Raw genomic sequence first — 18,150 nt, forward strand, 5'->3', positions numbered from 1 at the left:
GATGAGCACACCGCACACACCCGCGGCCCGCGACACCGCGAACGGCGGCCCCGCGACGACGGACAGCACCGCGGACGCACCGCTCGTCGCCGTCGAGGACCTGACGATCAGCGCCGGCGGGCGCACCCTGCTCCACCCCACCTCGTTCGCCATCGGCGCCGGCGAGCGCGTCGGGCTGATCGGGGAATCCGGGTCGGGCAAATCGCTGACCTCGCAGGCGATCATGGGCCTGCTGCCCCAGGAGCTCACCGCGCGCGGCTCGATCGCGCTCGCAGGCGGCTCCGGCAACCTGCTGCAGCAGTCCGAATCGCAGCTCGCCCGGCTCCGCGGCCGGGAGATGAGCATGGTGTTCCAGGAGCCGATGAGCGCCCTCAACCCGCTCATGCGGGTGGGCGACCAGGTCGCCGAGGTCATGCGCATCCACCGCACCGCCGGTGCCGCACGCGCCCGGGAGCGCGCCGTCGAGCTGCTCGACAGCGTCCGGCTGCCCGACCCCGCAGCCGCCGCGCGCGCCTTCCCGCACCAGCTCTCCGGCGGCCAGCGCCAACGCGTCATGCTCGCCATGGCACTGGCGAACTCGCCCCGCCTGCTCATCTGCGATGAGCCGACCACCGCGCTCGACGTCACCGTCCAGGCGCAGGTCCTCGAACTCATCGGCGAGGCGGTCGAGAGGGAGAACACCGGGCTGCTGTTCATCACCCACGACCTCGCCGTCGTCGCCGGGGTGTGCGAGCGGGTCATGGTGATGTACCGCGGGGAGCTCGTCGAGTCCGGGACGAGCGAACAGATCTTCACCGACCCCCAGCACGAGTACACGCGCGGACTCCTCGCCGCTTCCGACCTCACCGCCACCGACGCACGCGGCCGCCTGTTCACCATCGCCACCGCCGCGCAGTACCACTCCGGCGCCGAAGCGGGCAGCGATACGGACAGCGACCCGGGCCGCACGACGGGCGCGGCGACGAGCACTCCGGCCGGCGAGGCGACGCGCGGGGGAGTGGGCACCTCGGCCGATCCCGATGCGCCGCTCATCGAGGTCACCGACCTCGTCAAGACCTACCGGCGGACCAAGTCCTCGCTGTTCGGACGCGCCGACGAGGTGCCCGCGCTCGGCGGGATCTCGCTCTCGATCCCCGCCGGCCGACGGTTCGGGATCGTCGGCGAGTCCGGCTCCGGCAAATCCACCCTGCTCAAGATCCTGTCCGGGCTCGACACCCCGACGAGCGGGCGCGTGCGCGTGGGCGACGTCGAGGTCGGCTCCGCCGGGGAAGCCGAGCTGCGCCGGATGCGCGAGGATCTGCAGATCGTGTTCCAGGATCCCTTCGCCTCCCTCGACCCCCGCATGCGGGTGGCCGACATCATCGCCGAGCCGCTCGTCCCGATGGGCGTCGCCGCCGGCGAGCGGCGCTCCCGCGTCGCCGACGTGCTGCAGGCGGTGGGCCTCGACGCCGATTCCGCGCAGCGCTACCCGCACCAGTTCTCCGGCGGGCAGCGGCAGCGTATCTCGATCGCACGCGCACTCGTGTGCCGACCGCGGATCCTCGTCGCCGACGAACCGGTGTCCGCACTCGACGTCTCCGTCCGCGCGCAGGTGCTCAACCTGCTCACCGACCTCGTCGAGGAGTACGCGCTCACCCTGGTGTTCGTCTCCCACGACCTCGGAGTCGTGCGCCACCTGTGCTCCGACGTCGCGGTGATGCGCGGCGGGGAGATCGTGGAGTCCGGCCCCGTCGAGGAGATCTACACCGACCCCCAGCACCCGTACACGGCCGACCTCGTCGCCGCCACCCCGACCCTCGCGGCAGTCTTCGCCGACGCCGGATCCGACCCCAGGGAGCGACCATGACCTTCCCCCGCACTCTCGCCGACCTCTCCACCGCGGAGCTCGGCTCCGGCTACCAGGCCGGCGACTTCTCCCCGGGCGAGGTGCTCGACGCGGTCGCCGAACGGATCGCCGCGTGCGAACCGACGATCAACGCGCTGTGGCACGAGGACCTCGCCGCCGCGCGCTCCCGGGCGGAGGAATCCGGCGCCCGCTGGCGCTCCGGGCAGCCCCGCGGCGCGCTCGACGGGGTGCCGGTGACGATCAAGGAGAACATCGCCCGGAAGGGTGTGGCGATGCCCTCGGGTCACGCCGCCGGCGACCCGCAGCCCGCCGACCACGACGCTCCCATCACCGAGCGGCTGGAGGAGGCCGGGGCGATCATCGTCGGCTCCACGGTGATGCCCGACTGGGGGATGCTGTCCTCCGGGGTGTCCTCCCGGCACGGGATCACCCGGTCCCCGCTCGACCCGGCCCTCACCACCGGCGGCTCGTCCTCCGGGGCGGGTGCGGCGGCCGCCGCCGGCTACGGGCCGATCCACATCGGCTCCGACATCGGCGGCTCGATCCGGCTCCCCGGCACCTGGCTCGGCCTCGCCACCCTCAAGCCGAGCTTCGGCCGGATCCCGCTCGACGCCCCCTACCTGGGCCGCTGCGCCGGGCCGCTGGCCCGCACGGTCGACGACCTGCGCGCGGCGATGACGGTGATCGGACGGCCCGATGCGCGCGACTATTCCCAGCTCCCGCCCTACTCGGGGGACTACCGGGTGCCGGACTTCTCCGTCAGCGGCCTGCGCGTCGCGGTGCACACCGAGGCGGGGTGCGGCATGCCCACCGACCCGGAGGTGGCCGCCGTCGTCGACGCCGCCGCGCAGCGCTTCGCGGACGCCGGGGCGCAGGTGACCCGGATCGCGCCGTTCATGTCCGAGGAGCTGCTCGTCGACGTCGACCGGTTCTGGCGGGTGCGCTCCTGGGTCGACTACCACGGCCTCGACATCGAGGACCAGCGCCGGATCCTGCCCTATGTGGCCCGCTGGTGCACCGCCGGTGCCGATGTCCCCGGCGCGGAGCTGCTCCGCTGCTACCAGAGCATCCAGACGATGCGGCAGGCGACCGTCGCGGCGACCGAGCCCTTCGACCTCGTGCTGTCCCCGGTCGCGCCGGTGGCGGCGTTCCCGGCGGAGTGGCCGATGCCCTTCAACGACCCCGACCAGCCGATGGGGCACATCTCCTTCACCGTGCCCTACAACATGTCCGAGCAGCCGGCGGCGAGCGTCAACGCCGGGTACACGGCCGACGGGCGCACCGTGGGGCTGCAGCTCGCCGGCCGCCGCTTCGACGACGCCGGGGTGCTCGCCGCCGCGGAGTGGTTCGAGCGCTCCGCCGAAATCGCGGCACCGGAGCGCACCGTCGGCTGACCGCGGCCGCGGACCATCGTGCGCGGCAGCGCTCCCCGAGACCGCAGCGGCGGCCCCGGCCGAATGGCCGGGGCCGCCGCTGCATTCATCCCGCGAGGTGCGGGCCCGAAGCGCTGGGGCCGATCAGAAGAACGAGACCGAGACGGCGTCCCCCTCGATCGCGACCGAGCCGGAGACGCTGAGGTCACCGCTGCCGGTCCACGCTCCCTTGCCCTGCGTCTTGGAGTCCATTGTGAACTCGATCTTGCCGAGCGAGGAGGTGAAGAAGGAGCCGGCGGACAGATCCGAGCTCATCGTCGCGGAGACCTTGGGCTGCTTGCTGATCGTGTAGTCCACGCTGCCGTCCACCCCGTCGTCGAGCGCCTCGACGCCGGTCCGCGAGTCGGTGCCGCCGATGCCGAACGGGCAGCCCTCCGGCTCGAGGTCCTTCTTCTTCGCGCACTCGTTGAGCGCGTCCTCGACAGCCTTCTGCACGTCGGTGCTGAACGCGTCGGTGGCCTGCACGTCGATGGTCATCGACGCCGGCTGCGGCTGCTCGGTGGGGGAGAAGCCGACGGTGAGCTGATCCGATCCGGCCTGGAAGTACTTGCTCTCCGGGGTCGCCACCGCATAGGTGCCGGGCATCACCGCATACTCGGTGCGGCCGCCCTCCTCGGGGTTGAATTCCTCGCCGTTGACCGTGGCGCCCTCGATCTTGGGCAGCTCGACCGCGATCGTCTGCAGGACCGGGCCGGTGAGCACCCAGTTGTCGAAGAACAGGCCCTGGCGGCCCTCCTTGTTCGCGGTCAGGGTGAGCTCGTGCGGCTGGCCGCCGAGCGTGTAGACGGCGTCGATGGTGGCGGTGTCGCCGTTGATCGTCGTGTTCTCCACCGTCGCGTCGGTGATGACGTCCTCGGAGGCCGCGGCGAACTTCGGGTCGAGGAGCAGCTCGTTGGCACCGTCGGGCACGGTCGGCGCGGCGATCTCGTTCGCCGCCGCGATGTCCTGGTTCTCGAGCGCGGTGAGGTACTCCTGCGCGACGGTGTCCGGCCCGTACTGCGAGCGGTTGACCGAATTCACCACGATCGCGCCGATGACGACGAGGAGGATGACGACGCCCACGGCGGTGAGCGAGAGGATGAGCGGCAGCTTCGACTTCTTCTTCGCCTGCTGCTGCTCGGGCGGGACGTAACCCGGGGCCGGTGCCGGCTGCGGTGTCGCACCGGCGGCACCCATACCGGGGCCGGAGGCGGAGTAGGCCGGGGGAGGGGACCCCTGGGCCGGTCCCGAGGCGGAGTAGGCCGGGGGAGGGGTGCCGTGCTCCGGCTGTCCCCAGCCGCCGCCGGACTCGCCCTGCGGCGAGTAGCCGGGACGCGGCGGCACGCCACCGGGGCCTTTCGCCGGGGGGCCGGGCTGCTGCCAGCCCTGCGGACCGCGGGGATCGCCCGGGGAGCCAGGGGGGAGATTGCTTCCGGAGCTCATCAGGATCCGTTCCTCACAGTTGTCGGGGGGCATGGGACACTGGGATCAAAATTATCACGGAGGCCCGGACCGGGGTGTGTCGAAGCGGCAACATCCCATGACGGTTCGGGCATCATGGCATGGGTGAAGGGACCAGCGGACTCCGGGCGGGCGCCGGGCATGATCGGGCGGCACCCGGCCGTCATCGGACTGTTCGAGAGCGCCCGTGTGCTCCTCCTGCTCGTCCTCACCGCTCTCCTCCTGGCCGCCGTCGCGTGGTTCATCGGCATCGCCGAGCAGCGGCCGCTCGCCGCGATCGCCGCCTGGGCGGCTACCGGGCTCGGCGTCGTCCACGGTCTGAACGCCGACCTCGAGACGCATCGGCACTCCCTGCCGCCCACCTCGCTCACGCTGCTCGTCTGGCTGCTCGTGCTCCAGGCCGCGCGCCGGACCCGGCGCGCACTGCACGCCAACGAGCGGCTCGCCGCCGCCGGTGCCCCACTGGTGCTCACCCGCCCGCGCCTCATCGCCGGGTCCGTGCTCGCGGGCACCCACCTCCTGCTCGTCCTCGTGCTCGCGTTCGGCTTCGGAGCGATCGGTGCGAGCGTGCTCGGGTTCGCCCGGATCATCGTGCTCGTCGGCAGCGCGGTGCTGCTCGGCTTCGGATGGCGGCCCGACGCCGAGCCGGTGCGCGCCCGGGTGCGCGACCTGGCGGGGCCGCACTGGGCCGAGGCGCTGGCAGCCGGCCATGCGGTGTTCCGGAGGGCGGGGCTCGCCGCGCTCGTCGTGGGCCTGCTCGCCCTCGGCGCCGCGCTCGCGCTGCGCTGGGAGCAGGCGGCCTCCGTGCTCGCGCTCTACTCCGATGCCACCGCCGCGGCGGTCGGCCTCACCGCCGTCCAGCTCCTCTTCGCCCCGACACTCGTGGTGCTCGGCCTCGCCTGGACCTCCGGGGCGGGCGTCGTCCTCGCCTCCGGCGCGCTCGCCTCACCATTCACCGCGGTCGAGGTGCCCGTCGCCGGGTTCCCCGTGCTCGCCGCGGTGCCCCAGGACCCGGCCGGGGCGTTCGTCCTCGTCCCGCTCGCCGTCGTGCTGTGCGGGATCGTCGCGGTCATCGGGCGGCCCGCCTGGCACCTCGTCGATCTGCGAGCGGTCGCGGTGATCGGGATCGAGATGCTGCTCGCGGGACTGTTCGTCGGCCTGTTCGCGTCCGGGGCCGTGGGCCCCGGGGGCCTCGCCGGGTTCGGCCTGCAGCCGGTGCTGTTCGCCCTCGCGGTGGCCGGGGAGATCGCACTGGGAGCGGCGATCGGCTGGGGACTGGTGCGCCTGGCCGGGCGGGGCCGCGCCGCGGACTGAGCGCCGCACGCTGCATCGAGGCCCGCTGCGCTCTGAGCGGTCAGCCGGGGTACGGCTGTCCGGTCGTCTTCTCGAACCAGGTGGAGAGCCCGGAGTTGTACTCCGCCGTGCAGCCGACGGAGGCCTGCTCGGTGATCGCTTCGCGGATGCACGTCTCGTACTGCGCCTGCACCGGCCAGATGGCGATCGTGCCGAGGGTCGCCAGCAGCATGTAGAGGCAGCTGAGGGCGGCGAGGATCCCGAGGACGATCCAGCTGCCCTTCTTCTTCGTCCGGGCGCCGGCGATGAAGTAGCGGACCACCCACACGAGGGCGAGGACGGCGAAGACGCCGGCGGCCATCCGATAGGGGAGGGGGAACGTCGTGGCGAGCAGCGCCCCGCCGAAGAACAGCGCGAGGATCGTGCCTTCGCGGTTGCGCGCGGCGGCCGCGCGGGTCTCCGCGTCCTCGGTCCGGTCGGGCTCGGTGCGGGGTTTCTGGTCGACGGGGCTCACCCGTTCAGTCTGGCATAGAATGGCCGCGTGCGCTGTGTTCTCCTCGCCTCCGGATCCGGCAGCCTGACCCAGGCCGTGCTCGACGCCTTCGTCGTCCCCGATCCCGCCGGCGCGGCCGCACCCGGCCCGGCCTCCGGCCGCAGCGATGGTGCGGCGACCGGGCCCGCGAGCGGCGTGGAGATCGTCGCCGTCGGCTCGGACACCGCCTCCGCCGGAGCACTCGAGAGGGCGGCGCGCGCCGGGATCGACACCTTCGTCGTCGCCCCCCGCGACCACCCGGACCGGGACGCCTGGAACCATGCGCTCGCCGAGGCCGTCGCGGCCCACCGGCCCGACTGGGTGGTATCGGCCGGCTTCATGCGCATCCTCGGCCCGACGTTCGTCACCCGCTTCGCCCAGCGCATCATCAACACCCACCCCGCGCTGCTCCCGGCATTCCCCGGCGCGCACGGGGTGCGCGACGCGCTCGCCCACGGCGTCAAGGTCACCGGCACCACGATCCACCTCGTCGACGACGGGGTGGACACCGGGCCGATCATCGCCCAGTTCCCGGTCGCCGTCCGCGACGACGACACCGAGGACACCCTCCACGAGCGCATCCGCGCCGTCGAGCGCGCACGCATCGTCGAACTGCTCGCCTCCCTGGCCGAGCACCCCCTGGATGTCTCCGGGCGGCGCGTCACCGGCTTCGTGCCGGCGCCCGCCGGCCGGATCTGAACCGCACCCAACGAAGGAGAACCCGTGGAAGCCGTACGGCCCATCCGTCGCGCACTCATCAGCGTGTACGACAAGTCCGGACTCACCGAACTCGCCACCGGCCTCGCCGCCGCCGGCGTGACGATCGTGTCGACCGGCTCCACCGCCGCCCGGATCGCCGAGGCCGGGGTCGACGTCACCCCGGTGGAGGACCTCACCGGCTTCCCCGAGTGCCTCGAGGGCCGCGTGAAGACCCTGCACCCGCGCGTCCACGCCGGCATCCTCGCCGACACCCGCAAGCCCGAGCACCTCGACCAGCTCGCCGAGCTCGGCGTCGAGGCCTTCGACCTCGTCGTCGTCAACCTCTACCCCTTCAGCGAGACCGTCGCCTCGGGCGCGGGCTTCGACGAGTGCGTCGAGCAGATCGACATCGGCGGGCCCTCGATGGTGCGCGCCGCGGCGAAGAACCACCCGAGCGTCGCCGTCGTCACCGACCCGGCCCGCTACGCCGAGGTCGTCGAGGCCGCCGCGGGCGCGGGCTTCGACCTGGCGACCCGGCGCCGGCTGGCGCAGGCCGCCTTCGAGCACACCGCGGCCTACGACGTCGCCGTCGCGACGTGGTTCGGCGAGCAGGACTCCCGCAGCGACGAGATCGCCGGCCGGGCAGGCGGCGCCGCGGCAGGTGACGGAATCGAGACCGGCACGGCTGCGCTGCCGGGGTTCTTCGGGCTCGCCGTGGAGAAGACCGCGGATCTGCGCTACGGGGAGAACCCGCACCAGAAGGCCGCGGTCTACGCCTCCCCGGGTGCCGGGGGGATCGCGAACGCCCGGCAGCTCCACGGCAAGGAGATGTCCTACAACAACTACCAGGACACCGACGCCGCGATCCGCGCCGCGAACGACTTCCGGACCCCGGCCGTCGCGATCATCAAGCACGCCAACCCGTGCGGCATCGCCACCGCCGACACCGTCGCCGAGGCGCACCGCCTCGCCCACGAGTGCGATCCGGTGTCCGCGTACGGCGGCGTCATCGCCGTCAACCGGGAGGTCACCGTCGAGCTGGCGGAGTCGATCGCCCCGATCTTCACCGAGGTCGTCGCCGCGCCGTCCTTCGCACCTGCCGCCCTCGAGGTGCTCCAGCGGAAGAAGAATCTGCGTCTGCTCGAGCTCGGTGAGCCCGCCGCCCCGGAGGCCGAGTTCCGGCAGATCTCCGGCGGCCTGCTCGTGCAGGACCGCGACGTGTTCCAGGCCCCCGGCGATTCCCCGGAGAACTGGACGCTGGCAGCCGGTCCCGCCGCCGATGCGCAGGCGCTCGCGGACCTCGAATTCGCCTGGCGCGCGTGCCGGGCGGTGAAGTCGAACGCGATCCTGCTCGCCCGCGGCGGCGCCTCCGTGGGCGTCGGCATGGGCCAGGTCAACCGGGTCGACTCCGCTCACCTCGCGGTGCAGCGCGCCGGAGGAGAGCGGGCCCGCGGTGCGGTCGCCGCTTCCGACGCCTTCTTCCCGTTCGCCGACGGCCTCGAGGTGCTCATCGCCGGCGGGGTCACCGCCGTCGTGCAGCCGGGCGGGTCGATCCGCGACGAGGAGGTCATCGCCGCGGCCGAGGCCGCAGGACTCACGATGTACCTCACGGGTACCCGCCATTTCTTCCACTGATCCTCAGTCCGCGGCCTCGGCGCCCCGCACCCGCGCCGAGGCGCGGGCCCGGGCGGCGGATGCCGGGGCTCGGCACGCCGCGCGCAGCGCCCACGTTCCGGTGCACGCCGCCCCCGGGGACACCGGGGCGGCCCGGCACGCGGCGGCGAGCGGCGATCCGGCACGACGGCATGCGGTGCGACGCCCGCCCCTGCGCCGCACCTCGAAGGGCCGCAACCCGATCGCGAAGCGCTGGATCTACTGGCGCCGCCGGTACTCGAACCCGACCCGCCGGGACTGGCTGCTCCTCATCTGCCTGCTGTGGATCCTCGCGTCCGCGGCGCTGAGCCTCGTCGACTTCCGGCTCGGCGGGATCGCGCTGGCGGCCTGTCCGCTCGCGCTCGCGGGCCTGCGCGCGATGCCGTCGCCGTGGGGCGAGATCTGGATCAACCGCTCCCGGGGCGTCGACATGGCCACGATGGTCCTCGTCGCCGTCCTGCTGCTCTCCCTCACCGTCACCGTCCCCAACGTCTGAGCGGTGCCCGGGATCGACTGTTTACAGCCGCCCGCATCCGATGTCAGGATGAATGCGTGGGCGGGGGGACCCCCGCCTGATCCCGATAGCGAAGGAGAATCACCATGGGACTCGGAGACCTGGGAAACAAGGCACAGGACGCTCTCAACACCGAGAAGGGCGAGCAGATCAGCGATCAGGGCATCGACAAGGCGCACGACGCGGCCTCCGGTGTGGGCGGCGGCAAGTTCGACGACCAGATCCAGCAGGGCCGCGACGCCGCCGACCAGCGCGTGGGCGACGACGGCGCCGACGAGAAGTGACGTTCCACCACTGACCCCCACCGCGTGAGCGCCGCCGGCGGCGGATCTGCGGACGTTCAGGGCCGGCACCCGAGAGGTGCCGGCCCTGAGCTGTGTCCGCGCCTCAGCTGATCTTCTCGACCGGGGCGTAGCGCATGAGGAGGCGCTTGGTGCCCTCCGAGCCGAAGTCCACGGTGGCGACGGTCTTGTCCCCGGCCCCGGCGACCTCGACCACGGTGCCGAGTCCGAAGGAGTCGTGGGAGACCTTGTCGCCCGGCTCCACCTGCGGCACCTCGCGGTTGGGGCGGATCCGGTTGGGGAACCCGCCCGGGGACGTCCCGGCGCGCGCCCCGCCGCGGCGACCGCCGCGGGAGCCGGACGCCCCGGACCCGTTCGCCGGGGAGCCCGCGCCGCCGGAGCGGGAACCGGGGGACCAGGCGCCGGAGAACGCACGGTCGGCTCCGGAGGTGTTCAGCGATCCCGTGCTCTCCCAGTCGACGAGCGAGTCGCCGAGCTCGCTGAGGAAGCGGCTGGGCGGGTTGTACGTCGGCTGGCCCCACATGCTGCGGGTCTCCGCGCGGGACAGGAAGAGCTTCTGCCGGGCCCGGGTGAGGCCGACGTAGGCGAGGCGGCGCTCCTCGGCGAGCTCCGCGCTCGTGTTGAAGGACCGCTGGTGCGGGAACGTGCCGTCCTCGAGCCCGGTGAGGAACACGACGGGGAACTCGAGCCCCTTGGTTGTGTGGAGGGTCATGAGCGTGACCTCGCCGACGTCCTGATCCGGGATCTGGTCCGCATCGGAGGACAGGGACACCTGCTCGAGGAACTCGTCGAGCGTGCCCTCGGGATTCGTCCGGCCGTAGTCCTCGGCGACCGCGACGAGCTCGGCGAGGTTGTCCACCCGCGACTCGTCCTGCGGGTCGGTGCTGCGGTGGAGCTCGGCGAGATAGCCCGTCTGCTCGAGCACGGACTCGAGGATGCGGGACACCGGGGCTCCCTCCGCGGTGGTGCGGAGGTCGGCGAGCAGCTCGCGGAACCGGGTGATCGGGCCGAGCGAGCGGCTCGACAGGCCCGGGGCCTCCTCCGCGCGGTCGAGGGCGGCGGCGAAGCTCATCCGCTCGCGTTCGGCGAGCGCCCCGACGAGCGCCTCGGTGCGGTCGCCGATCGAGCGCTTGGGGACGTTGAGGATGCGGCGCAGGTTGACGTCGTCGTCGGGGTTCGCGATGACCCGCAGGTAGGCCAGCGCGTCCTTGATCTCCTTGCGCTCGTAGAAGCGGGTGCCGCCGACCACTTTGTACGGCATGCCGGCGCGCATGAGCGCGTCCTCGATCGCGCGGGACTGCGCGTTCGTGCGGTAGAACACCGCGAAGTCGCCGTAGGTCAGGGAGTCGGAGTCCATGAGGGTGTCGATCCGCTCGGTGATGAAGCGGGCCTCGGCCTGCTCGGACTCCGCGACCCAGCCGGTCACCGGATCCCCGGGGCCGGCGTCGGTCCACAGGCGTTTGTCCTTGCGGTCGTCGTTGTGGGAGATCACCGCGTTCGCCGCGGACAGGATGTTCTGGGTGGAGCGGTAGTTCTGCTCGAGGAGGATGACACGGGCCTGCGGGAAGTCCTCCTCGAACTCGACGATGTTGCGCACCGTCGCGCCGCGGAAGGCGTAGATCGACTGGTCGGCGTCGCCGACGACGGTGAGCTCCGCGGTGGGTGCGGGGAGGTCCGCGCCGGCGAGCGCCCGGATGAGCCGGTACTGCGCCGGGTTCGTGTCCTGGTACTCGTCGACGAGGATGTGCGCGAAGCGCGCCCGGTAGTTCGCCGCGATGTCGGGGAACGCGTCGAGCAGGTGGACGGTCTCCATGATGAGGTCGTCGAAGTCGAAGGCATTGGCCAGGCGCAGGCGCTCGGAGTAGCGGCGGTAGATCTCGGCGAGCGCCTGCTCGGAAGGATTGTTCTCCTGCGCCCGGGAGGCGTAGTCGTCCGCGGTGAGGAGGTCGTTCTTGAGGTTGGAGATCCGGTGCTGCAGGGAGCGCGGGGTGAACTTCTTCGAGTCGAGGCCGGCCTCGCGGACGCACTGCGTGATGAGGCGCAGGGAGTCCTGGGAGTCGTAGATCGTGAAGTTCGACTTCATCCCCAGGGCCTTGGCCTCGCGGCGCAGGATCCGCACGCACGCGGAGTGGAAGGTCGAGATCCACATCCCGCGGGCGGCCGGCCCGACGAGCTCGGTGATCCGCTCGACCATCTCCTTGGCGGCCTTGTTCGTGAAGGTGATCGCGAGGATCTGGCCGGGGTGGGCGCGCCCGGTGCGCAGCGCGTAGGCGATCCGGCGGGTGAGCACGGCGGTCTTGCCCGAGCCGGCGCCGGCGACGATGAGGAGGGGGGAGCCGGTGTGCTCGACGGCGGCGAGCTGCTGCGGATTGAGGCCCTCGACGAGAGCGGCCGCGGTGGCCGGAGCAGCAGGGCCGGGGGCGGCGGGCTCCTGGGCCGAGGGGCCCGCGGGGGCACCGGCGGATGCGGCGGTGCTGGACGGCTCGGACGCGGGGGAGCGTTGAGGAACTCGAACGGTGAAGTCATGGTGACACGCAATCTACCTGGCGGTGCGGACACGGGCGAGGTCGGCCGCCGCGGGCCGGCGGACGCGAAGCGACCGGGGGCCGCGGCGGCGGTCCCCGGTCGTGGGCCGGGACGGACGGGCGATCGGGCAGGACCCGTCCACCGGGCGAGGGATCAGACGAAGACGGCGACGGCGGTGGCGATCACCGCGGCGCCGAAGGTCAGGTGCGCCATCGCGGCCGAGGGGTGCACGACCGGGGCCGGCGGTGCGGTGTCGCCGGCGTAGCCGTCGGTGCGGGCCGGGGCGCCGGCGCCGGCGCGGGCCGCCTTCTCCTTGCGGGCGCCGATGAACGCGAAGACGGCGACGAGGATCGCGAGGACGAGCTTGATGCCGATCTTCATGTGGTTGATCTCCACGCCCTCGGTGAATTCGAGGACGGTGACGAGGAGCAGCCCGGTGACGAGCTGGAGGTAGGCGCCGTGGAGCATTCCGGACACGACTCGCGGCGCGCGCAGATTGGCGAAGTACGAGCCGATGATGATCGCCATGCCGAGCAGGTGGATGAAGACGAGAAGATCGCGAAGAATTTCCATAGGATCAACCTTAGTGGCAATAATGGTGGCTCCCGGCACGGGGTCGTCGCTGTGCCGATCCGCCTTGGTGTAATGGCAGCACGCCGGCCTTTGGAGCCGTGCAGTCTAGGTTCGAGTCCTAGAGGCGGAGCGACGTCCGGCAGGCCGGTCGCCACCGTAATTCTCTGTGCAGAGGAGCCCTCTTCCATGACTCAGCACCGCCCCGCAGCGGTCATCGTCCTCGCCGCCGGCGAGGGCACCCGGATGAAGTCCGCGACGCCCAAGGTCATCCACCCGATCGGGGGGCGGTCCCTCCTCCACCACGCCATCAACGCCGCCGCCGGCACCGCCCCGGAGCACCTCGTCGTCGTGCTCCGCCACGCCCGCGACCAGGTGGCCGAGCACGTGGCCGGGATCGCCGAGGTCATCGACCGCACCGTGCTCGTCGCCGACCAGGACGACATCCCGGGCACCGGCCGGGCTACCGAGTGCGCGCTGACCCAGCTGCCCGACGACCTCACCGGCACCGTCGTCGTGACCTACGGCGACGTCCCGCTGCTCACCGCGCACACGCTGAGCACGCTCGTCGAGCACCACGAGGAGCACCGCGGCGCCGTCACTGTGCTCTCCGCGCAGGTCGCCCGCCCCCGCGGCTACGGGCGGATCGTGCGCGACGCCGCCGGCGACCTCGAGCGGATCGTCGAGGAGAAGGACGCCGACGAGCAGCAGAAGCGCATCACCGAGATCAACTCCGGCATCTACGCCTTCGACGCCGCCGTGCTGCGTGAGTCGCTCGCGCAGGTCGGGACCGACAATGCGCAGGGCGAGAAGTACCTCACCGACGTCATCCAGATCGCCCGCGGCTCCGGCGCCCGGGTCGCCGCGCTCACCACCGAGGACGTGTGGCAGGTCGAAGGCGCGAACGACCGCGTGCAGCTCGCCCAGCTCGGCCGCGAGCTCAACCGGCGCATCGTCGAGGACTGGATGCGCGCCGGGGTCACCGTCATCGACCCCGACACCACGTGGATCGACTCCGACGTCACGCTCGCCTCCGATGTCACCCTGCTGCCCGGGGTGCAGCTCCACGGCGCCACCGACATCGCCTCGCACGCGGTGATCGGCCCGGACACCACGCTCACCGACACCGAGGTCGGAGCCGGCGCGCAGATCGTGCGCACCCACGGCCAGCTCGCGGTGGTCGGGGCCGGTGCGACCGTCGGCCCGTTCGCCTACCTGCGCCCGGGCACCCTGCTCGGTGCCGAGGGCAAGATCGGCACCTTCGTGGAGACGAAGAACGCGCGGATCGGCACCGGCTCGAAGGTCCCGCACCTGAGCTACGTCGGCGATGCGACGATCGGGGAGTACTCGAACATCGGCGCCTCCTCGGTGTTCGTCAACTACGACGGGGTGGCCAAGCACCACACCACCGTGGGGTCGTACGTGCGGACCGGCTCCGACACGATGTTCGTCGCCCCGGTGACGGTGGGGGACGGCGCCTACTCCGGGGCCGGCACGGTGATCCGGAAGGATGTTCCCCCGGGTGCACTCGCCATGACCGTCGCGCCACAGCGTAATGTTGAGAACTGGGTCGTCGAACAGCGACCGGGCACGCCTGCGGCGCAGGCGGCCGAAGCAGCCGCACAGGCGAAGAAGGAGTCCGACTAAGTGAACTCGATCACCACCGCGGGGGAGAAGAAGCTCGTCCTCGTCACCGGCCGCGCCAACATGGAGCTCGCCGAGCAGGTCGCCGAATGCCTCGGCACCGAGCTGCTGCCCACCGACGTCTACAACTTCGCCAACGGCGAGATCTACGTCCGGTTCTCCGAGTCCGTGCGCGGCACCGACGTGTTCGTCATGCAGTCGCACTGCTCGCCGATCAACGACTGGCTCATGGAGCAGCTGCTCATGGTCGACGCGCTCAAGCGCGCCTCGGCCAAGCGGATCACCGTCATCGCCCCGTTCTTCCCCTACGCCCGGCAGGACAAGAAGCACCGCGGCCGCGAGCCGATCTCCGCCCGTCTCGTCGCGGACCTCTACAAGACCGCCGGCGCGGACCGCATCATCACCGTCGACCTCCACACCGCGCAGATCCAGGGGTTCTTCGACGGGCCGGTCGACCACCTCGTGGCGCTGCCGATCCTCGCCGACTACGTCAAGGCCAACCACCCCGGCGACCTCGCCGTGGTGTCCCCGGACGCCGGCCGGATCAAGGTCGCGGAGAACTGGTCGGCGAGCCTCGGTGGCGTGCCGCTCGCCTTCATCCACAAGACGCGCGACATCTCCCGGCCCAATTCGACCAAGGCGAACCGCGTGGTCGGCGAAGTCGAGGGCCGCACCGCAGTGCTCGTCGACGACATGATCGACACCGGCGGCACGATCGTCCAGGCCGCCGACGCCTGCATGGAGGCCGGGGCCACCGGCGTCGTCATCGTGTCGACCCACGCGGTGTTCTCCGGCCCGGCCGTCGAGCGCCTGCGGGACTCGGTGGCCAAGGAGGTCATCGTCACCAACACGCTGCCGCTGTCCGAGGACATGAAGTTCGACAAGCTCACCGTGCTCTCCATCGCCCCGCTGCTCGCGCGCGCCGTCCACGAGGTGTTCGAGGACGGCTCGGTCACCAGCCTGTTCAACATCTGAGGCCCGTCCACCGTCCGAACCGGGCCTGCCCGGCCCGGACCTCCCCGCGGGGAGCCGCACCCGAGGCGCCCACCGGCCACCGAGCCGGCGGGCGCCTCGGCGTCGGTGGGGTACCCGCCCGGGAGTGCGGTCCGGAGGGCGCCGGCGGGCGATCCCCCGACGAGTGGCGGCGGCGGCCCGGGAGGGACTACACTGGACGGGTTGCCTCGGCGAGGGAGGCCGGTTCCCCGGCACTCCGTTATCGACGCGGTCTTCACGTGACGGCTCGCTGAGTCGGCACCACGAGGATTGTTCGCCGTGGTGCCCACACCACTCACGAAGGAGCTTCACATGGCAGTCGACGCCAAACTCATCGCCGAGCGCCGGACCGAATTCGGCAAGGGCGCAGCCCGCCGCATCCGCCGCACCGACCGGATCCCCGCGGTCCTCTACGGCCACGGCCAGGACCCCATCCACCTCACGCTCGAGGGCCACGCCACGATGATGGCGCTCAAGACCTCGAACGCGCTGCTCGAGATCGAGAACCCCGACGCGACGAAGAACGAGCTCGCGATCGCCCGCGAGGTCCAGGTCAACCCGGTGACCCGCCACATCGAGCACGTCGATCTCATCATCGTCAAGCGCGGCGAGAAGATCGAGGTCGACATCCCGATCCACGTCGACGGCGAGGCCGCGCCCGGCACCATCGTGTCGGTCGACAACCAGACCCTCCTGGTGTCCGCCGAGGCCACCCACATCCCCGAGTACTTCGAGGTCTCCGTCGAGGGCCGCGAGGTGGGCGACCACCTCTACGCCGCCGACGTCACCCTGCCCAAGGGTGTCGAGCTCATCGCCGACCCGGAGATGCTCATCGTCAACATCTCCGCCGAGCTCTCCGAGGAGCAGCTCGAGGCCGAGCTCGAGTCCGAGGCCGTGGACGAGGAGGTCGCAGCCGCGACCGGCGCCGAGTCCGACGAGGACGCCGAGGCCGGCACCGAGGACGCCGAGGGCGATTCCGACGAGGAGAAGTCCGAGGACTGATCCCCGCGCGTGTGCGGACGGCCCGGGTCGTCCGCACGCACCGCGCCCGAGTGTGGGGCGTTCGGGGGAGAGTGGTGGCCACGACGGTCGCACTCTCCACCGAACGCCCCACAGTCATGTCCGGCCGCGGTGCGGACGGGGAGCCGGCCAGCCGAGGTGCGGGCCGGTACAGTGGGGGCGGCGATCCACGCGCACGGAGCGCGTGCGAGCAGCGACGGAGGGAGAGCGGTGGCCGGCGACACGTGGCTCATCATCGGGCTGGGGAACCCGGGGCGGCAGTACGCCCGGACCCGGCACAACATCGGCCACATGGCCGCCGACGTACTCGCTGCGCGGATGGGCGCGAGCTTCACGAGCACCCGCGCCAAGGCGGTCGCCGCGACCGGTCGGCTCGGGATGCGCGGGGGAGTGCCCGGACCGCGCGCCGTCGTGATGAAGTCGCTGACCTACATGAACGTGTCCGGGCCGCCGGTGGCGCAGCTCGCGCAGTTCCATTCGATCGACCCGGAGCGGATCATCGCGATCCACGACGACGTCGACCTCCCGTTCGACTCGATCAAGCTCAAGCGCGGCGGCGGCGAGGGCGGCCACAACGGCCTGCGCTCGATGACGCAGTCGCTCGGCACCAAGGACTACCTGCGGGTGCGCGCCGGGGTGGGACGCCCGCCCGGCCGGATGGACACCGCCGACTACGTGCTCAAGCCCTTCACCGCCGCGGAGCTCACGACCCTGCCGATCCTCGTCGACGACCTCGCCGACGCCGTCGAGCTCCTCACCGCCGAGGGCCTCGAGGCCGCCCAGCAGCGCTTCCACGGCCGCAGCACTGCTGTCTGATCCGTCGAGCCGACCCGGCAGGGTGACCCGGCCGGCCCGCCGCGTGGGATGCGGGACGGAGCGCGGTGCTCTCCCGGACCGTCATTCGAGGCCGAGCTCGCGCAGACCGTAGGGGTCGTCGCGCCGTGCCTGCTGCGCCCGGCTCCGGGCGAGCCTGCGGTTGTCCCCGCGGCCCAGCCACACCGCGGCGAGTCCGCCGCCGACCGCCCCGAACAGGTGCGCCTGCCAGGAGATGCCGGGATAGAGCGGCAGCACCCCGGTGAGCATCGACGCCCCGAACACCATGACCACGACGACGGCGACGACGGCGTACCCGATCCGGTGCGCCATCGACCGCACGACGAAGGCGCGGACGAGCAGGTATCCGAAGTACCCGAACACGAGCACCGAGGCGCCCACCGTCACCGTGCCGGGCAAGTTGACGAGCCAGGTGCCGACCCCGCCGACGAGCGCTATGAGCGCGGTGACGAGCCAGAACCGGCGCGCTCCCTCGGCCGCGACGAGCAGCCCGAGGACGAGGAGCGGGACCGAGTTCGCGATGAGGTGGCCCCAGCCGGAGTGGAGGAGCGGCGCGAGGACGAGGCCGAAGGCGCTCGTCACGTCCCAGGAGCGGATGCCGTAGGTGTTGAAGGTGCCCGGCAGCACGAAATCGGCCGCGCGGATCACCCACATGAGGGCGAGGAGCGCGAGCGGGTGGACGAAGCGGGTCAGCGTCCGGCCGAGCTCGGCGGTCGGAGCGGAGGCGGGCGGGGACGAGGGCTGGAGCGGGCTCATGCGCCCAGTGTCCCAGAACCGCCTGAGCGTCGGATCGACAGGCACCCGGCCCTCCTGCGAGGGCCGGCGCGGAGCACACTCCGGACGACCGCCGC

Annotated in this window: 16 protein-coding genes and 1 tRNA gene; 12 read left to right on the forward strand and 5 right to left on the reverse strand. The window is 72.1% G+C overall.

All coding sequences use genetic code 11. The features are described 5' to 3' along the window. Position 1: 1 nt before the first annotated feature. Positions 2–1,846, forward strand: coding sequence for an ABC transporter ATP-binding protein (locus tag FDF13_RS07685; protein WP_137319133.1), 1,845 nt, complete (start codon positions 2–4; stop codon positions 1,844–1,846). Further along, a complete protein-coding gene (locus FDF13_RS07690) occupies positions 1,843–3,240 on the forward strand; it encodes an amidase (RefSeq protein WP_137319134.1) in 1,398 nt (465 codons plus the stop codon). Before FDF13_RS07685 ends, FDF13_RS07690 begins: the two co-directional genes overlap by 4 nt. Positions 3,241–3,363: 123 nt before the next feature. Here FDF13_RS07690 and FDF13_RS07695 read toward each other — a convergent pair whose 3' ends face one another. Continuing rightward, positions 3,364–4,602, reverse strand: a complete 1,239-nt coding sequence (locus FDF13_RS07695) for a hypothetical protein (RefSeq protein WP_137319135.1) — start codon at positions 4,600–4,602, stop codon at positions 3,364–3,366. Between the two features lie 213 nt (positions 4,603–4,815). On the opposite strand from FDF13_RS07695, the gene FDF13_RS07700 reads away from it, so the two are divergent. Beyond that, a complete protein-coding gene (locus FDF13_RS07700) occupies positions 4,816–6,033 on the forward strand; it encodes a DUF6350 family protein (RefSeq protein ID WP_137319136.1) in 1,218 nt (405 codons plus the stop codon). A gap of 40 nt (positions 6,034–6,073) precedes the next feature. Here the strand turns inward: FDF13_RS07700 and FDF13_RS07705 are convergent, their stop codons facing one another. Continuing rightward, the gene (locus FDF13_RS07705) at positions 6,074–6,526 is read right to left on the reverse strand and encodes a hypothetical protein (protein WP_137319137.1); all 453 of its coding nucleotides are present in this window, start codon (positions 6,524–6,526) and stop codon (positions 6,074–6,076) included. 27 nt (positions 6,527–6,553) lie between these two features. On the opposite strand from FDF13_RS07705, the gene purN reads away from it, so the two are divergent. From purN to FDF13_RS07725, 4 genes are all read left to right on the forward strand, one after another. After that, positions 6,554–7,243, forward strand: a complete 690-nt coding sequence (gene purN, locus FDF13_RS07710; RefSeq protein WP_137319138.1) for a phosphoribosylglycinamide formyltransferase — start codon at positions 6,554–6,556, stop codon at positions 7,241–7,243. Positions 7,244–7,267: 24 nt separating this feature from the next. Further along, positions 7,268–8,878 carry a bifunctional phosphoribosylaminoimidazolecarboxamide formyltransferase/IMP cyclohydrolase gene (gene purH / locus FDF13_RS07715; RefSeq protein WP_137319139.1) on the forward strand — a complete coding sequence of 537 codons (1,611 nt, stop codon included), beginning with the start codon at positions 7,268–7,270 and terminating at the stop codon, positions 8,876–8,878. A gap of 175 nt (positions 8,879–9,053) precedes the next feature. Then, the gene (locus tag FDF13_RS07720; protein ID WP_247618793.1) at positions 9,054–9,392 is read left to right on the forward strand and encodes a hypothetical protein; all 339 of its coding nucleotides are present in this window, start codon (positions 9,054–9,056) and stop codon (positions 9,390–9,392) included. A 104-nt stretch (positions 9,393–9,496) separates the two neighbouring features. Next, positions 9,497–9,694, forward strand: a complete 198-nt coding sequence (locus FDF13_RS07725) for an antitoxin (protein ID WP_137319140.1) — start codon at positions 9,497–9,499, stop codon at positions 9,692–9,694. Positions 9,695–9,797: 103 nt separating this feature from the next. On the opposite strand, the gene pcrA is transcribed toward FDF13_RS07725, so the two are convergent. Together pcrA and FDF13_RS07735 are read right to left on the reverse strand one after the other, a co-directional pair. Then, entirely contained in the window at positions 9,798–12,251 is a 2,454-nt protein-coding gene (gene pcrA, locus FDF13_RS07730) for a DNA helicase PcrA (RefSeq protein ID WP_137319141.1), read from the reverse strand. Between the two features lie 140 nt (positions 12,252–12,391). Further along, positions 12,392–12,811, reverse strand: coding sequence for a hypothetical protein (locus FDF13_RS07735; protein WP_137319142.1), 420 nt, complete (start codon positions 12,809–12,811; stop codon positions 12,392–12,394). Positions 12,812–12,869: 58 nt separating this feature from the next. On the opposite strand from FDF13_RS07735, the gene FDF13_RS07740 reads away from it, so the two are divergent. From FDF13_RS07740 to pth, 5 genes are all read left to right on the forward strand, one after another. Continuing rightward, a tRNA-Gln gene (locus tag FDF13_RS07740) sits at positions 12,870–12,941 on the forward strand. Positions 12,942–12,997: 56 nt separating this feature from the next. Further along, positions 12,998–14,455, forward strand: coding sequence for a bifunctional UDP-N-acetylglucosamine diphosphorylase/glucosamine-1-phosphate N-acetyltransferase GlmU (gene glmU / locus FDF13_RS07745; RefSeq protein ID WP_137319143.1), 1,458 nt, complete (start codon positions 12,998–13,000; stop codon positions 14,453–14,455). Continuing rightward, positions 14,456–15,427, forward strand: a complete 972-nt coding sequence (locus tag FDF13_RS07750; protein WP_137319144.1) for a ribose-phosphate diphosphokinase — start codon at positions 14,456–14,458, stop codon at positions 15,425–15,427. Between the two features lie 330 nt (positions 15,428–15,757). Further along, positions 15,758–16,447 (forward strand): 50S ribosomal protein L25/general stress protein Ctc, encoded by a 690-nt coding sequence (locus FDF13_RS07755; protein ID WP_137319145.1) that lies wholly within the window; start codon positions 15,758–15,760, stop codon positions 16,445–16,447. Between the two features lie 228 nt (positions 16,448–16,675). Then, positions 16,676–17,281, forward strand: a complete 606-nt coding sequence (gene pth / locus FDF13_RS07760) for an aminoacyl-tRNA hydrolase (protein ID WP_137319146.1) — start codon at positions 16,676–16,678, stop codon at positions 17,279–17,281. Positions 17,282–17,362: 81 nt separating this feature from the next. On the opposite strand, the gene FDF13_RS07765 is transcribed toward pth, so the two are convergent. Next, the gene (locus FDF13_RS07765; RefSeq protein WP_137319147.1) at positions 17,363–18,055 is read right to left on the reverse strand and encodes a rhomboid family intramembrane serine protease; all 693 of its coding nucleotides are present in this window, start codon (positions 18,053–18,055) and stop codon (positions 17,363–17,365) included. Positions 18,056–18,150 lie beyond the last annotated feature (95 nt).

The sequence above is a fragment of the Brevibacterium sp. CS2 genome, assembly GCF_005280295.1.
GTDB classification, from domain to species: Bacteria; Actinomycetota; Actinomycetes; order Actinomycetales; family Brevibacteriaceae; genus Brevibacterium; species Brevibacterium pityocampae.

What these genes read in the sequence shown, in the direction of transcription:
- FDF13_RS07765 (WP_137319147.1), bottom strand. Translation starts at nt 18,055, where the DNA reads ATGAGCCCGCTCCAGCCCTCGTCCCCGCCCGCCTCCGCTCCGACCGCC.
- FDF13_RS07700 (WP_137319136.1), top strand. Translation starts at nt 4,816, where the DNA reads ATGGCATGGGTGAAGGGACCAGCGGACTCCGGGCGGGCGCCGGGCATG.
- glmU (WP_137319143.1), top strand. Translation starts at nt 12,998, where the DNA reads ATGACTCAGCACCGCCCCGCAGCGGTCATCGTCCTCGCCGCCGGCGAG.
- FDF13_RS07685 (WP_137319133.1), top strand. Translation starts at nt 2, where the DNA reads ATGAGCACACCGCACACACCCGCGGCCCGCGACACCGCGAACGGCGGC.
- FDF13_RS07690 (WP_137319134.1), top strand. Translation starts at nt 1,843, where the DNA reads ATGACCTTCCCCCGCACTCTCGCCGACCTCTCCACCGCGGAGCTCGGC.
- FDF13_RS07735 (WP_137319142.1), bottom strand. Translation starts at nt 12,811, where the DNA reads ATGGAAATTCTTCGCGATCTTCTCGTCTTCATCCACCTGCTCGGCATG.
- FDF13_RS07755 (WP_137319145.1), top strand. Translation starts at nt 15,758, where the DNA reads ATGGCAGTCGACGCCAAACTCATCGCCGAGCGCCGGACCGAATTCGGC.
- FDF13_RS07725 (WP_137319140.1), top strand. Translation starts at nt 9,497, where the DNA reads ATGGGACTCGGAGACCTGGGAAACAAGGCACAGGACGCTCTCAACACC.